This window comes from Staphylococcus chromogenes (assembly GCF_029024625.1).
GTDB classification, from domain to species: Bacteria; Bacillota; Bacilli; order Staphylococcales; family Staphylococcaceae; genus Staphylococcus; species Staphylococcus chromogenes.
In genome coordinates this window covers 1,766,927-1,783,526 of the sequence record NZ_CP118953.1, presented here as the reverse complement: position 1 = coordinate 1,783,526, position 16,600 = coordinate 1,766,927, and the positions used below count along the sequence as shown (strand labels likewise).

The following is a 16,600-nucleotide window of genomic DNA, read 5'->3' as shown; positions in this document are numbered from 1 at the left end:
TTCATAGATGCATTCAGATGAAACGGAAGTTTGATTTGAAATGTAATACGAGATAGGTTTACCCTATAATTTCATATAAAGGGGCGTTTATTGTGACAACAAAATCAGAACAAATTATTGAATTAACAAATCATTATGGGGCGCATAACTATTTACCACTACCAATTGTCATTTCGGAAGCAGAGGGTGTCTGGGTGAAAGACCCTGAAGGCAACAAATATATGGATATGCTTGCTGCTTATTCTGCAGTGAACCAAGGACATAGACATCCTAAAATCATTCAAGCATTAAAAGATCAAGCAGACAAAGTGACGCTTGTTTCCCGTGCCTTCCATAGCGCAAACTTAGGGGAATGGTATGAAAAAATTTGTAAACTGTCTGGTAAAGAAAAAGCATTACCAATGAATACAGGAGCAGAAGCGGTAGAAACGGCTTTAAAAGCAGCACGTCGTTGGGCGTATGATGTCAAAGGAATTAAGCCGAATGATGCTGAAATTGTGGCAATGGTAGGTAACTTCCATGGACGTACGATGGCACCTGTCTCACTCTCTTCCGAAAAAGAGTATCAACGTGGATATGGTCCTTTATTAGAAGGGTTTACAAATGTTGAATTCGGCAACATTGAACAATTAAAAGAAGTTATCAATGAAAATACTGCTGCGGTTTTAATTGAGCCAATCCAAGGGGAAGCCGGCATTAATATACCACCTGAAGGTTACTTAAAACAAGTGCGTGAGTTATGTGATGAGCATAATGTCTTATTTATTGCTGACGAGATTCAAGCAGGATTAGGGCGCACAGGAAAACTATTTGCCACAGATTGGGATGAGGTTAAACCAGATGTTTATATTTTAGGAAAAGCTTTAGGTGGCGGTGTCTTCCCAATTTCTGTGGTACTTGCGGATAAAGAGGTACTTGATGTATTTACACCTGGCTCTCACGGATCAACTTTTGGAGGCAATCCACTTGCATGTGCGGCGTCTATTGCAGCATTAGATGTGATTGTTGACGAAGACTTACCAGGACGCTCTCAAGAACTTGGCGAATATTTCAAAAAAGCATTACTTGAAATAGATCACCCATCGATTAAAGAAGTACGTGGCCGTGGGTTATTTATTGGTGTTGAATTACATGAAAATGCACGTCCATATTGCGAACGCTTAAAAGAAGAGGGTATTTTATGTAAAGAAACACATGATACAGTTATTCGTTTCGCACCTCCATTAATCATTACGAAAGAAGAACTAGATTTTGCAATTGATAAAGTGAAAAAGGTTTTTTCTGAGGCCTAATAAGTTTTAAATTTCATATTTTAAAGTGAATTTTATGACCTCAAATTTATAAAAAATGATTATCCTTTTACCATAGGCGAAAAGGCTTTAAAAAAGAATAGCTTATGTTACAATGACTTATGTAAGCGAAAACATGTAGGAAAAAGAGGCGAAATGGATCATGGCTGAAAAAAATAATCTAGTGACGTCAACTCAAGGTATCATCAAAGAAGCGATGCACAAATTAGGTTTCGATGATGGTATGTATGAGTTAATTAAAGAACCATTACGATTTTTAACTGTTCGAATTCCAGTTAAAATGGATGACGGTACAGTAAAAACGTTTACAGGATATCGTGCGCAACATAATGATGCGGTTGGACCAACTAAAGGTGGGGTACGTTTTCATCCAGATGTTGATGAAGAAGAAGTAAAAGCGTTATCTATGTGGATGACATTAAAATGCGGTATTGTGAACTTACCTTATGGTGGCGGTAAAGGGGGAATTGTGTGTGACCCTCGTCAAATGAGCATCCATGAAGTAGAACGTCTGTCTAGAGGGTATGTACGTGCAATCTCACAAATCGTTGGGCCAACAAAAGACATCCCGGCGCCGGATGTTTTTACAAATTCTCAAATTATGGCTTGGATGATGGATGAATACAGCCAAATGGATGAATTTAACTCACCAGGTTTTATTACAGGTAAACCAATTGTCCTTGGGGGTTCACAAGGGCGTGACCGTTCTACAGCATTAGGTGTTGTTATCGCAATTGAAGAAGCAGCAAAACGCCGTAGTAAAACGATTAAAGGTTCTCGTATTGTGATTCAAGGGTTTGGTAACGCAGGTAGTTTCCTTGCGAAATTCTTATATGATCAAGGCGCTAAAATTGTAGGGATTTCAGATGCATACGGTGCATTACATGATCCTGAAGGCCTAGATATTGATTATTTATTAGATCGTCGTGATAGTTTTGGTACAGTAACGAACTTATTTGAAGATACGATTTCTAATAAAGAATTATTCGAACTAGACTGTGATATTTTAGTACCAGCAGCCATTGCGAACCAAATTACAGAAGATAATGCACACGATATTAAAGCTGAAATTGTTGTCGAAGCTGCAAATGGACCGACAACTCCTGAAGCAACAAAAATTTTAACAGATCGTGGTGTACTGCTTGTTCCTGACGTATTAGCCAGCGCAGGGGGCGTAACCGTTTCTTATTTTGAATGGGTACAAAATAATACAGGCTACTACTGGACAGAAGAAGAAGTTAACGAAAAATTACGTGAAAAATTAGTCAGTGCCTTCGATACGATTTACAATCTTTCTCAAAATCGTAAAATCGACATGCGTTTAGCAGCATATATCGTTGGTATTAAACGTACAGCAGAAGCAGCACGTTATCGTGGTTGGGCGTAATATAAAAATATAGTAACACGCAAAGTTCATGAACTTTGCGTGTTTTTTGAATTTATTTAATAAGTTGACTATATACATCAGGGTAATTCGTGAAAACTCCTGTTACGCCATATTTGTTTAATCGCTTCATATCAGCGAGCGTATTCACTGTATAAGGATGAATGTAAAAGCCGAGTTCTCTTAAGTGCTTTGTGTTTTTCGCATTTAAATCATGATAATCTGGTCCAATGCCGACAGCATAACTTTTCACATTTTGTAAATCTTTTTCAGTCATTGTTTGCAATTGACCTAAATCAGTCAATTGAATTAAAGGGATATAAGGATTTAAACGGTGTGTTTTTTGTAAGCTTGCTTGTGAGAAGGACTGAATGACGACTTTCCCATTCGTAAGTTGGTTTTTCTTATCCAATCCATATTTATGCATTGTTTGCAGTAATTTTTCTTCCATGCCAGGATAAACTTCTGGTGATTTCGTTTCGATGTAATAGTTAGTCCGTGTACCATAACGTTGGAAGATTTCATCGAGTGTTAGTACTTTTTGTCCAACGTATTTAGGATTTTTGTATTCAGGGTGCGCTTTATTAAACCAAGAACCGGCGTCCAATTTTTTGAGTTGTGCGAGGGTATATTGATCTACACGACCTGTACCGTTCGTTGTGCGGTCGACAGTTTCATCATGCATCGCAATGAGGTGGCCGTCTTTCGTCATTTGTAAATCAATTTCTAAAAAGTCAGAACCCATTTCATTAATGCTTTTATCGTAAGAAGGGATAGTATGTTCAGGGGCATATCCGCTAGCGCCACGATGACCAATCGTGACATGTTTTTTGTTTAAAACATTATGTACACTTGGAGATAGAGGTGTTGCTTGTTGGTGTTGTGAGGCACTTTGTACTGAACCGGCATTTGCTTGTTGAGGCATTGTCACACCACCTAAAATTAAAGATGTCGCTAAACCTGTAGAAAGTAAAACTTTGGAATGCTTCATGGTAAATCCTCCCTTTATTAAAGTAATAATTACTCCTTACTTAAATTATAATACACAAATTATAATAACAATAGATTTGAATGAATGTTATAAAAATTAATAACTAATTAAAAAAGTTCTGCTAAATTTAACAGAACTTTTGAACTCTTTATATTAAATTAATGTTTTTGCAACAGAGATTTGATGTTTTACGGACTCTTGACCAGTAGAACCATAGCTTTTACGACGTTTGACCGCTTCTGATGGATGAAGATAATGATAGATATCTTTCTCAATAGAAGCATGATGTTGTTGATAGACTTCAAGAGGGACATCTAATAAATAAAGATCATTTTGAATGGACCATAATACAATTTTCCCAACAATTTCATGAGCTTCTCTAAAAGGGATGCCTTTCATTACAAGGTAGTCTGCCAATTCTGTGGCATTTGAAAAATCTTTTTGAACAGTTTGGGTTAATCGCTCAGTGTTTACAGTCATACTACCTAACATGCCCTCAAAAATACGCAAGGAGCCTTTCAATGTATGAAGGGCATCAAATAGGCCTTCTTTATCTTCTTGCATATCTTTATTATAGGCAAGAGGCAGCCCTTTCAATGTCATCAACATGCTCATTAAATGTCCGGTTGTTCGACCGACTTTACCACGAATCAATTCAGCCATGTCAGGATTTTTTTTCTGAGGCATGATGGATGAACCTGTAGAAAAGGCATCTGATAATGCCACAAATTGAGCTTCTTCTGAGGACCAAAAGATAATCTCTTCAGCGAAACGGGATAAATGAACCATTGTCAGACTTATCGCATGTAATGTTTCAACAATATAATCTCGGTCACTCACCGCATCTAAACTGTTTTCGTATAACGAAGCAAAACCTAATAACTGTTGTGTTTCATGGCGATCAATAGGATAAGTTGTTCCACTTAATGCCGCCGCACCGAGGGGAGAAATATCAATCCGCTTCAATGCATCCTGAAAACGTCCTTTATCGCGCTCCAACATCCAAAAATACGTCATAATATGATGTGCAAAGGAAATAGGCTGAGCACGTTGCAAATGCGTATAACCAGGCATGATAGTGTCGACGTGTTCGTCTGCTAAATGAACAATGGTTTTTTGGAATGATTGAATGGATGCGATAAGATTTTGAACTTCTTTTTTTGTATAAAGGTGCATATCCGTCGCAACTTGGTCGTTACGGCTACGGCCAGTGTGTAACTTTCCGCCAACAGCCCCGATACGTGTGATTAACTCATGTTCAATATTGAGATGGATATCTTCGAGTGAGGCTTGAAATTGAATATGACCCTCATGAAAATCCTTTTGAATCTCTTGTAAACCTTGGACAATTGATTGGCATTCATTTTCAGTAAGTATCCCTTTATGACTCAACATCGTTGCATGAGCAATACTTCCTTGAATATCCTCATCAATTAATGTTTGATCGAAGTGAATCGATGCATTAAATGCATCGACCCAATCTTCTGGTTTCTCTTCAAAACGACCGCCCCAAGCTTTTTTAGTCATTTTGATACCCTCCATTTTGCATTGCGTTAACTTTAGTAGGCAATCCATAAATATCGATAAATCCTACAGCAGATGATTGATTAAATGCATCTTCCTTAGTATAAGTCGCAAGTTCTTCATTATATAATGTATAGTCTGATTTTCTTCCATTGGCGATAGCATGACCCTTGAACAATTTGACACGTACTTCACCAGTGACATGTTCTTGCGTTTGGTCTACAAACACTTTGAGTGCATCTGTTAACGGAGAAAACCATAGACCATTGTACACTTGTTCAGCAAATTGCTTTTCGATGATAGGTTTGAAATGCGCGACGTCTTTTGTCAATGTGATAGACTCTAAAGCTTTATGCGCTTTTAAAATAACTTCAGCACCAGGTGTTTCATATACTTCACGTGATTTAATACCTACTAATCTATTTTCAATATGGTCAATACGTCCAATGCCATGTTTCCCAGCGACTTGATTTAAATGTAGAATCAAATCATCTAATTCGAAAGCCTGGCCGTCAATATGTGTTGGCAAACCTTTATGAAATGTTATAAGCAATTCATCAGGTGTGTCTGGTGTATCTTCTAACTCATTTGTTAAGTCAAAGGCATCTTTTGGAGGTGCCACAAATGGATCTTCTAATACACCGCATTCATTACTACGTCCCCATAAGTTTTGGTCGATAGAATAAGGTGATTCTTTTCCAATTGGTACAGGAATATTATGTTTTTTTGCATAATCAATTTCTTCTTCACGGCTCCAACCCCATTCTCTTACAGGTGCGATCACTTTAAGTTTAGGGTCTAATGCTTTAATAGCGACTTCAAATCGAACTTGGTCATTTCCTTTACCTGTACAACCATGAGCAATGGCATCTGCTTGAGTTTCATGTGCGATTTCAACAAGCTTTTTAGAAATTAACGGACGAGATAAAGCAGAAACTAAAGGATAAGCTTGTTCATACATTAAATTACCTTTAATCGCATAGCCGACGTAATCTTCACTAAATTCTTTTGTGGCATCAATCACATGTGACTCGACCGCTCCCATATCGAGTGCTTTTTGATAGACAACATCTAAATCTTTGCCCTCGCCAACATCTAAGCAGCAAGCGACAACTTCATAACCTTGATCAATCAACCATTGAACGGCCACGCTCGTATCAAGACCGCCTGAGTATGCTAATACAACTTTTTGTTTATTCATTTCCAATTCCCCCTCGGTGTTTAATATGTATAGCACTTACTATATCACAAATGATTTATTATGCAAGTATATAAATAAATATACACTAAAAATTTTGAAATGAGCAAGAATCTGCGAGTCTGAAAATTGAAAACATATGAAAATCTTAGTAGAATAACAATAGTTAGAAATATTAGGAGGCGCAGTGCATGACACATATTCAATTAGATTATCAAAAAGCGTTATCATTTTTTGAACAACACGAAATCGATCAACAAGCTGACCTTGTTAAATCAGTACATCGCACAATTCATGAAGGTACAGGAGCAGGTAGCGACTTTTTAGGTTGGGTTGATTTACCCGTAGATTATGATAAAGAGGAATTTGCACGTATACAAAAATCCGCAAAGCAAATTCAATCTAACTCTGACGTCTTAGTGGTTATTGGTATTGGTGGTTCATATTTAGGTGCACGTTCAGCTATTGAGATGTTGACACCAGCATTTAAAAAGAATGAGGATACACCTGAAATTATTTTTGCAGGACATCATTTATCATCCACATATACACAAGAATTAATTGACTATTTAGAGGGCAAAGACTTCTCAGTGAATGTCATTTCTAAATCTGGAACAACAACTGAACCAGCAGTAGCATTTCGTCTTTTCAAAAAATTATTAGAAGAAAAATACGGTAAAGAAGAAGCAGTAAAACGTATTTTCGCTACGACAGATAAAGAAAAAGGTGCATTAAAACAACTTGCAACTAACGAAGGATACGAATCATTTATCGTGCCTGATGATGTTGGGGGTCGTTTCTCAGTCCTTACAGCAGTAGGACTTTTACCTATCGCAGTTGCAGGAATTGATATTGAAAGCATGATGTCAGGGGCTGCAAAAGCACGTGAAGAATTAAGCTCTGATGACGTTTCTGAAAATATTGCTTATCAGTATGCGACGATTCGTAATATCCTATATAGCAAAGGATATACGACTGAAATGTTGATCAACTATGAACCCTCATTACAATATTTTAACGAATGGTGGAAACAACTTTTCGGAGAATCTGAAGGTAAAGACCTAAAAGGGATTTATCCATCTAGTGCAAACTTTACAACAGATTTGCATTCATTAGGTCAATATGTTCAAGAAGGGCGTCGTTTCTTATTTGAAACTGTTTTAAAAGTTGAATCACCTAAGCATGCGATTACAATTGAAGAAGACCCAGAGGATTTAGATGGTTTGAATTATTTGGCTGGTAAAACAGTTGATGATGTCAATACGAAAGCATTTGAAGGGACATTGCTCGCACATACTGACGGAGGTGTTCCTAACTTAGTTGTGAAAGTACCTCAACTCGATGCCTTTACTTATGGCTATCTTGTTTACTTCTTTGAAACAGCTGTAGCGATGAGTGGCTACCAACTAGGTGTTAATCCGTTCAACCAACCAGGTGTAGAAGCTTACAAACAAAACATGTTTGCATTATTAGGTAAACCTGGTTTCGAAGATAAGAAAAAAGAACTTGAAGAAAGATTATAAGCGTTAAATGACTCCATAGAGGCGAGGACGATAAAGTCCCGCCTCTTTTTGAATGCAACATAATTCGTTCTTAAGTAGGATACTGAAATAAATAAAACAAGGTATAATAGATAAACTTCAAATAAAAAGGGGGGGAGCCAATATGAGAAAAACCATTAAAATTATGGGAGCATTGATAAGCGCCATCATTGTACTCTTGGTGATTGTCTTGTTTATTGCAGTCCCTTTTCGTGCAGACAATGACTATATGTCCCCCCTAATTCAAAAAGGAGATCGCATGATTGTGAATCAACTGACGCCCCGATTGAACATGATTCATCATGCGGATATGATTGTATATCATAAAGATGGTCAACTGCATCTTGGTCGGATTATAGGTGAACCAGGTCAATCCATTGAGATTAAGGCACAACAACTCTACGTGGACAACCAACCGGTAAAAGATGATTGGGTCAAACAAATAGGGGTTCAAAATTGGTCTTCAAAGATGTTATCTGAACAAGAAAGTGATATTATAAGTCCTAGTCATTATGTTGTGATGAATCAGCTTTCATCTTCAAAGGAATCTGAAGCCTTTGGAACTGTACATAAAAATGATATAATAGGAACGATTTTAATACGTTATTATCCTTTCGAAAAAATGACTGTAAACTTTAAGGATTAGAGGTGTCGATGTTGAAAAAAGAAACAATGGAATGGTTGGTTTCTATTGGTTTAGCGTTACTCATAGTGGGGTTACTTTATGCTTTTGTCATCAAACCATATAATGTAAAGGGAGACTCAATGGATCCAACATTAAAAGATGGCGAGCGCGTCATTGTTAATAAGCTAGGGAAAACATTTGGAAACCTAGAGCGTGGTAATGTGATTGTGTTCCATGCGGATGAAAATAGTGATTACGTCAAGCGTATCATTGGTGTCCCTGGCGATCATATTGAATATAAACATGATGTTTTATATGTTAACGGTAAAAAAACACCAGAACCGTATTTAGAGTACAATATGAAACATAAAAATTATGAAGAAATTACAGGGTCATTCAAATCATCTGATTTACCGAATAGTGGTGGACAGTATAAGATTCCTAAAGACAGATACTTAGTTTTAGGGGACAATCGTGAAGTAAGTAAAGATAGTCGTGCTTTTGGTTTAATTGACAAAAAGCAAATTGTGGGTAAAGTTTCTTTACGTTTCTGGCCATTCAGTGAATTTAAAATCAATTTTAACCCTGATCATACAAGTAATCAAAACGGTTAAATATGGCGAGGCGATATATTATTCGCGCCTTCATTATAATTTTATTTAATAGATATTTTAATAGCCATCAAAATTTATCAAGAGGTAAATTTTGATGGCTTTTTCATATTGTTAGAAGTTTACGATTTTATCTCTAAGTAAAGCGGCATAGATGTTCCTATTTCTATATGAATTCACGTGAAAAGAAGGGCATTTTGTATGAAATTTATGCATCTAAGGATTGTATGAAACGTATCGAGTAAACGATAGGAGAATGCTATAATAAATATAAAATGAACGAGAGTTAAAGGGGTGAAGAAATGTTTCGAACATTTCTAGGTCGTGCAGGTACTGGAAAAAGCACGGCAATGTTAGATGAAATTAAAAAGAAACTTCAAACGCAACCCATTGGGGATCCTATTGTCTTGATTACGCCTATGCAAGGGACCTACATGTATGAGCAAGCCTTCGTCAATGATGAAGCGTTACGTGGAAGTTTACGGGCAGAAGTGCTACACTTTGAAAGATTAAGTCATCGCGTATTTCAAGAATTAGGTGGTGTGACCGAAAAACGTTTATCCACAAGTGCTATAGAAATGATGCTTTATGATATTTTACAAGAACAACGTCAACATCTTAAGTTGTATCATGCGCAAACTGAATATTTAGGGTTTAGTGCAAAAATTAGAGAACAAATTCAAGATTTTGAAAAATATGCGATTACTTCTGAAATGGTGTTAGAAGCAGCGCAAAATGAGCGATTTGAACGTCGTACGCGTGATAAATTATCGGACATAGGATTAATCTACGAGCAACTTATGGAGCGCTTATCAGATGAGTATATAACGTCCGAAGCTTTAATGAATCGTTTTATTTCATTGATTCCTCAATCAAAATGGCTCTCTAAAGCCGATATCTACATTGATGGCTTTCATAACTTTTCGACGCAAGAATATTTGGTGATTGAGGCATTAGTTCAACAAGCAAAGTCCGTGACCGTCTTATTGACGACAAATGGTGATAAAGATGAGTTTAGCATGTTTCGAAAACCGTCCGAAGCCCTTCTACATATCGAAGACATTGCCAAGCGAGTAGGGGTACCGCTACAATCTGTCTCATTTACAACACAATATCGATTCCAACGTCAGGACATGAGACACCTTGAACAACAATTTGACGCATTGTTGCCAGAGCGTTATCACAATGATATCGAGTCTATAGAAATCCTTGAATCCCCAACAACGCGTGATGAAGTCAATGAAATTGCGCGACAAATTTTAAAAGATGTACGCGAGCATCAATATCGCTTTAAAGATATTGCCATTTTGTATCGAGACCCGAGCTATACGTATTTATTAGATGCGATTTTGCCACAGTTTGATATTCCGTATAATATTGATGTTAAAAAATCTATGACGCACCATCCTGTGATGGAGATGTTGCGCGCCCTCATTGAAGTGATGCAAACAGGTTGGCAATTTGAACCATTGATGCGTCTGTTAAAAACAAATGTTTTAACGAAGCAATATACAGATAGTATGCATCGTATTGATATTTTGGAAAACTTTGCTATCGAGCGAGGCATTTACGGAAAGCGTTGGATAGATCCAAAATATTTTACGCTTGAGCAATTTGAAAAAATGGGGATTAAACGAAAAAAAATTAATGAAGATGTAAAAACATTATTCGAACGTGTCGTGACTTTAAAAAATGATGTTTTTCATAAGTTATTAACGTTTGAAGAAAGATTAAATAAAGGTCAACACGTGTTAGATTATGCAACAGCTTTTTATGAAGTCATGGAAGATTTTGAACTGCCACAGCAACTGATGACGGAACGTGATTTATTAGATGAGGCTGGAAAACATACAGAAGCAGAAGAAATCGATCAAATTTGGAATGGATTTAGTCGTGTTTTAGATGATGTAGTCACTGTTTTTCAAGAGCAATCGATGTCTTTAAAAAGATTTCTTGAACTATTAGATGTCGGGTTAAATGAGCTTGAATTTTCAATGATTCCTCAAACGTTAGATCAAGTCACGATAGGAACGATGGATCTTGCAAAGGTAGATAATAAAAAGCATGTATATATGATAGGTATGAATGATGGTGTCATGCCTCAAGCGTCCTCAAGTCAAAATTTAATGTCCGATGAAGAAAAGAAACAGTTCGAAAGTGTTACCGAGATGCAACTCAGTCCTACTGCGGACATATTACAAATGGACGAAGCGTTCGTTTGCTATTATGCCATGACACGTGCGACTGAAAAAGTAACGTGGAGTTACAGTTTAATGGGAACGAATGGTAATGAAAGAGAAATAAGTCCATTTTTAATACAGACGATGGGCCTATTTTCGAAATTACAAGTGACAGCAACAAAAAGAGAACATGAACGTCATACGTTGTCTCTCGTTTCCCATCCGCATCAAACAAAAGTTCATTTGTTCGAAGCTTTAAAATCCGCTTTAGAAGGTGAATTGATTTCGGATATTTGGTATGACGTCTATTATGTGATGGCAGAGTATACGGCATTGTCAAAAGGTTTGAATCATCTTAAAACGGCACTCACTTATACGAATGACACTACTCAGCTCGATCAACAAATGACAAAAGCATTATATGGAACAACGATTAATGCGAGTGTCTCACGTTTTGAAGGTTATCAAACTTGCCCATTTAAACATTATGCTTCTCATGGGCTACGTTTAAACGAACGTACAAAATACCAACTGCAAAGTTTTGATTTAGGGACGATTTTTCACGACGTCTTACGTTACATTGCTGAAAAAGTAGAAGGCCGTTTCAACCAATTGACAGCGACTCAAATTCAGCAATTAACAGAAGAGGCGCTAGCACATTATTTACCTGAGGTTCAATACAATTTATTGAATTCAACGTCTTATTATCAATATTTGTCACAACGTATTGGCGCCATTGTGCAAGCCACTTTATTTGCGATGAAACATCAAAGTGAATATTCTCAATTTCATCCTATCGCATTTGAAAAATCGTTTAGAAAGCGTCCACGTAATGAGAATGAACTTGTGGCACAACCCCTACAAACGAAACAGGGCATACCGATTAATATTAGAGGACAAATTGACCGTATTGATACTTTTGAAACTCATGATAAGAGCTTTGTCAATATCGTAGACTATAAATCTTCTACCACAAGTGCATCATTAGATTTAGTAAAGGTGTATTATGGATTACAAATGCAAATGATGACGTATATGGATATTGCACTACAGAATAAAGACAGACTCGGTTTATCAAATGAAGTCAAACCGGGTGGATTTCTTTATATGTATGTGCATAAATTTAAAGATGAGAAACGAACTTGGTCTAATTTAAACGTAGAAAACTTAGCACAGGCTTTCTTGAAATCATATCAATTGAGTGGATTGCTGAATAGTGACCCAGATGTATTAGAAGCTTATGATAAGCGTTTAACAGGTGGGTTTAGCTCAGATATTGTTCCGGTTCGATTAAAGAAAAATGGCGAATTTTACAGTTCTAGTAAAGTGGCAGATGAAAAGACGCTTTACCGTTTAATGCAACATAACCAACGAAATTTTGAAAAGATTGCGACAAACATTATGGATGGACATACCGAAGTTGCCCCACTTAAATATAAAGAAACGCTCCCTTGTCGTTTTTGTAATTATCAATCTGTTTGTCATGTAGACAGTTTGATTGATGCGCCAAAATATCGCACGGTGGATGAAAAGATTGATCCTTTAAAATGTTTGAGAGAGGAGGAAGACGATGATTCCAACTAAACCACAAGAGGTGCAATGGACAGATGCCCAATGGGAGAGTATCTATGCGAAAGGGCAAGATGTTCTAGTGGCTGCTGCTGCAGGTTCAGGGAAAACGGCTGTACTTGTAGAACGCATCATTCAACGCATTTTAACAGATGGCATTGATGTGGACCGTCTGCTCGTTGTGACCTTTACCAATTTAAGCGCTAGAGAAATGAAACATCGTATTGAAGCAAGAATTCAACAAGCCATTATAGAAGACCCGTCCAACCAACATATTAAAAATCAAAGTGCAAAAATTCATCAAGCACAAATTTCTACTTTACACAGTTTTTGTTTAAAGTTAATTCAACAACATTACGATGTATTAGAAATTGACCCTAACTTTCGGACGGCAAGTGAAGTTGAAAATGTATTGTTATTAGAATCGGTGATTGATGATGTTTTCGAAACACATTATAGTCAATTAAATTCACATTTTATTGCATTAACAGAACAAATTGGTTCAGATCGCAACGATGAACGCTTACGTCAAATTATCAAAAGTTTGTATTACTTTAGTGTGGCTAACCCAAACCCTCAAGAGTGGCTTGATGCACTAGATGCACCCTATATAGAGACGCATCTTCGACAACATTATCTCTCTAATTTAAATCGTTATATCAAACTTTATGTAGAAGCGGCACAAGATGCACTTGAACAAGCCTATAATCAATTGGAACTTATCGGAGATTTAGAAAAACATGTGCCATTTGTAGATGCTCATCGTCAAGCATTGCGTGGCCTTTTAAGTGAGAGTCAAATTGATAAAATGCAACTGAAAGACTATGACTTTGGACGTTTACCCACAAAACCTCGGGACATCGGAAAAGACGAAAGTTTAAATGAAATGTATGAAACATTCAAAGCATACTATGATCAATTTAAAACGCTATTGACGAAAGTAAAAGAAGAGTTCGCCGCACGTGATGATGAGGAATTAATGTCTGAATTGACACATTTGGCACCGAGAGTTAATTATCTTGCACAAATGACAAAAAACGTCATTCAGGCATTTAGTAAAGCGAAAAGAGAACGTAATATTTTAGATTTCACAGATTATGAGCATTTTGCACTTCGAATTTTATATGATGAAAAGGGTCACCCTTCAGAAGTGGCTGAGATGTATCGCCAACGTTTTGAAGAAATTCTTGTAGATGAATATCAAGATACGAATCGCGTGCAAGAAAAGATAATTGCGAGCATTAAGCGTGGAGATGCCTCAAATGGAAATCTTTTTATGGTGGGCGATGTAAAACAATCGATTTATAAGTTCAGACAAGCTGATCCAAGTTTATTCATTGAAAAGTATCAAGCATTCAATCAACCTGATCAATCAAGTGGTTGGAGAATCGATTTATCACAAAACTTTCGTTCGCGTAAAGAAGTATTAAACAGTACCAACTACCTATTTCATCATATGATGGATTCAGAAGTAGGAGAAATCGAGTACGATGCAGCGGCAAGATTGTATTATGGGGCCCCGTTTGATGCGGTCGACATCCCGTTATATTTCAATGTGCTATTAGAGGAGCAAGACAGTGATTTAACAGGATCTGAACAAGAGGCGCATTTGATTGCAGCACAAGTTGAATCGATTCTTGAAACACAAAAAGTGTATGACATCAAAACAAAACAATATCGCCCAGCGACGTATAAAGATATTGTCATTTTGGAAAGAAGCTATAGTAACGCCCGTCATTTACAACGAGTGTTTAAAGATAGGGATATTCCTTTTTATGTAAATAGTAAACAAGGCTATTTTGAACAGACAGAAATAAGACTTATGCTATCGTTTTTAAGAGTTATAGATAATCCACTTCAAGACATTTATTTAGTCGGATTGATGCGTTCAGTGATTTATCAGTTTACTGAAGATGAACTTGCTCAAATTAGAATTATTTCACCTAATGATGATTATTATTACCAATCCATTCAGCATTATATGAAATCTGAACAAGCACAACCTGAACTGATAGATAAGCTCAAATTATTTCTTAATGATATAGAGGCTTACCGCAAATACAGTCAGAGTCATCCTGTGTATCAATTGATAGATAAGATTTTTAATGACCATTATTTAATCCAATATTTTAGCGGTCTTGTCGGCGGACAAGGGCGACGTGCCAATTTACATGGATTGTTTAACAAAGCCGTTGATTTTGAGTCATCAAGTTTTAGAGGGCTTTTCCAATTTATTCGATTTATAGATCAAATGATAGAAAGAGGAAAAGATTTCGGAGAAGAAAATATGATTGGGCCGAATGACAATGTCGTAAGAATGATGACAATTCATAGCAGTAAAGGATTAGAATTCCCATTCGTCATTTATTCAGGTCTAACCCGTGATTTCAACATGATGGACTTAAATCAACCTGTCATATTAAATCAACACGAGGGGTTAGGACTTCAATATTACGACGAAGAAAAAGGAATATTTTATCCATCATTGATTTCGATGAGTATCGAGTTAACCAATCGAAAAGAAATTATTTCCGAGGAAATGAGATTAATTTATGTGGCCTTAACACGTGCGAAAGAACAACTGTATCTTATTGGTCGTGAGAAAAAAGAAGAGCGTTTAGAAAAACTGACACAAGCGCCCATTGCGCAAGATAAACTTACAGCGCTCACAAGATTCAATGCTAAAAATCCATTTGAACTGATTTATAGTGTGTTTAGTAAATTTGACAACCAGTCACTCATTGATGCGTTGCGCTTTAAAGCTCCTTCTCAACAAGATGCTTCATTGCAACCGGCAATTGAAATCAAACATATTGAAGCCAAAGATATTCTACCGACTGAAACAGAAGAAGCCCATCGTCTCACAATGGAAGGACTCGAACAACAAATCAATAAAGGAGGGCGTGATCGCGCAACTACCCGTGAAATTGAAGCGCGACTTTTATTTGAATATCCATATCAAAGTGCGCAACACGATGCTTCTAAACAATCGGTCTCTGAGTTAAAACGCCAACTTGAAACGGAACAGGCAGATACCAATTATGATCGGGTGCGTCAATACCGCTTAGGCGTGGCCACATACAATCGCCCTCAGTTTCTTGAAGAACAAAAACGAACTGCAGCGGAAATAGGAACTTTAATGCATACAGTGATGCAACATTTGCCATTTCGTAAAGAGGGCTTAACAGAAGAAGAACTTAACGCCTATATTGACACTCTCGTACAACGGGCCATCATTAGTGAAGGTGCCATAAATGATATTCAACGAGATGATGTAATGCGATTCATTAACAGTGATTTATATCAACGAATTGCAGAAAGTGATGAGATTTATCGAGAACTCCCCTTTATTGTGAATCAACATGATTTAGAAAGTGAGACGCATGATAATGATGCAGCTATCATTCAAGGGATGATTGACGTAGTTTATGTTGAAGAAGGGACGTATCATTTTGTGGATTATAAAACGGATGCCTTTGTGAAACGTCGAGGAATGACAGATGATGAAATTGGAGCACAATTGAAAGAAAAATACCGCATTCAAATGCAGTATTATAAAAAAGCTTTAGAGACGATTACAGGTCAACATGTTTCAGGATATTTGTATTTCTTTAAGTTTGGTGCCTTAGTAATTGATTAAATTAAAAGGGTAAATGTGTGATTTATC

The 16,600-nt window shown here is 36.8% G+C and carries 10 protein-coding genes; 7 read left to right on the top strand and 3 right to left on the bottom strand.

Translation table 11 applies throughout. The features are described from left to right. The first annotated feature begins 92 nt into the window (after positions 1–92). Both PYW36_RS08650 and PYW36_RS08645 read left to right on the top strand, forming a co-directional pair. Positions 93–1,292, top strand: a complete 1,200-nt coding sequence (locus tag PYW36_RS08650; RefSeq protein ID WP_103158906.1) for an ornithine--oxo-acid transaminase — start codon at positions 93–95, stop codon at positions 1,290–1,292. 160 nt (positions 1,293–1,452) lie between these two features. Continuing rightward, the gene (locus tag PYW36_RS08645) at positions 1,453–2,697 is read left to right on the top strand and encodes a Glu/Leu/Phe/Val family dehydrogenase (protein WP_103158907.1); all 1,245 of its coding nucleotides are present in this window, start codon (positions 1,453–1,455) and stop codon (positions 2,695–2,697) included. A gap of 52 nt (positions 2,698–2,749) precedes the next feature. On the opposite strand, the gene PYW36_RS08640 is transcribed toward PYW36_RS08645, so the two are convergent. The 3 genes from PYW36_RS08640 to PYW36_RS08630 all read right to left on the bottom strand — a co-directional run bounded on the left by PYW36_RS08640 (position 2,750) and on the right by PYW36_RS08630 (position 6,410). Beyond that, entirely contained in the window at positions 2,750–3,685 is a 936-nt protein-coding gene (locus tag PYW36_RS08640; protein ID WP_103158908.1) for a glycerophosphodiester phosphodiesterase, read from the bottom strand. Positions 3,686–3,838: 153 nt separating this feature from the next. Next, positions 3,839–5,212 (bottom strand): argininosuccinate lyase, encoded by a 1,374-nt coding sequence (gene argH / locus PYW36_RS08635; protein ID WP_103159382.1) that lies wholly within the window; start codon positions 5,210–5,212, stop codon positions 3,839–3,841. Then, entirely contained in the window at positions 5,205–6,410 is a 1,206-nt protein-coding gene (locus PYW36_RS08630; protein ID WP_103159383.1) for an argininosuccinate synthase, read from the bottom strand. Before PYW36_RS08630 ends, argH begins: the two co-directional genes overlap by 8 nt. Positions 6,411–6,598: 188 nt before the next feature. On the opposite strand from PYW36_RS08630, the gene PYW36_RS08625 reads away from it, so the two are divergent. The 5 genes from PYW36_RS08625 to addA all read left to right on the top strand — a co-directional run bounded on the left by PYW36_RS08625 (position 6,599) and on the right by addA (position 16,573). Further along, a complete protein-coding gene (locus PYW36_RS08625; protein WP_037572236.1) occupies positions 6,599–7,930 on the top strand; it encodes a glucose-6-phosphate isomerase in 1,332 nt (443 codons plus the stop codon). 142 nt (positions 7,931–8,072) lie between these two features. Beyond that, positions 8,073–8,594, top strand: a complete 522-nt coding sequence (lepB, locus tag PYW36_RS08620) for a signal peptidase I (protein WP_037572234.1) — start codon at positions 8,073–8,075, stop codon at positions 8,592–8,594. An 11-nt stretch (positions 8,595–8,605) separates the two neighbouring features. Continuing rightward, entirely contained in the window at positions 8,606–9,187 is a 582-nt protein-coding gene (gene lepB / locus PYW36_RS08615) for a signal peptidase I (protein WP_037573035.1), read from the top strand. A gap of 299 nt (positions 9,188–9,486) precedes the next feature. Further along, positions 9,487–12,948, top strand: a complete 3,462-nt coding sequence (gene addB, locus PYW36_RS08610) for a helicase-exonuclease AddAB subunit AddB (RefSeq protein ID WP_103159384.1) — start codon at positions 9,487–9,489, stop codon at positions 12,946–12,948. Next, positions 12,935–16,573 carry a helicase-exonuclease AddAB subunit AddA gene (addA, locus tag PYW36_RS08605; protein WP_103159385.1) on the top strand — a complete coding sequence of 1,213 codons (3,639 nt, stop codon included), beginning with the start codon at positions 12,935–12,937 and terminating at the stop codon, positions 16,571–16,573. Before addB ends, addA begins: the two co-directional genes overlap by 14 nt. The last annotated feature ends 27 nt before the right edge of the window (positions 16,574–16,600 follow it).

What these genes read in the sequence shown, in the direction of transcription:
- PYW36_RS08645 (WP_103158907.1), top strand. Translation starts at nt 1,453, where the DNA reads ATGGCTGAAAAAAATAATCTAGTGACGTCAACTCAAGGTATCATCAAA.
- PYW36_RS08640 (WP_103158908.1), bottom strand. Translation starts at nt 3,685, where the DNA reads ATGAAGCATTCCAAAGTTTTACTTTCTACAGGTTTAGCGACATCTTTA.
- argH (WP_103159382.1), bottom strand. Translation starts at nt 5,212, where the DNA reads ATGACTAAAAAAGCTTGGGGCGGTCGTTTTGAAGAGAAACCAGAAGAT.
- PYW36_RS08630 (WP_103159383.1), bottom strand. Translation starts at nt 6,410, where the DNA reads ATGAATAAACAAAAAGTTGTATTAGCATACTCAGGCGGTCTTGATACG.
- PYW36_RS08625 (WP_037572236.1), top strand. Translation starts at nt 6,599, where the DNA reads ATGACACATATTCAATTAGATTATCAAAAAGCGTTATCATTTTTTGAA.
- lepB (WP_037572234.1), top strand. Translation starts at nt 8,073, where the DNA reads ATGAGAAAAACCATTAAAATTATGGGAGCATTGATAAGCGCCATCATT.
- addB (WP_103159384.1), top strand. Translation starts at nt 9,487, where the DNA reads ATGTTTCGAACATTTCTAGGTCGTGCAGGTACTGGAAAAAGCACGGCA.
- addA (WP_103159385.1), top strand. Translation starts at nt 12,935, where the DNA reads ATGATTCCAACTAAACCACAAGAGGTGCAATGGACAGATGCCCAATGG.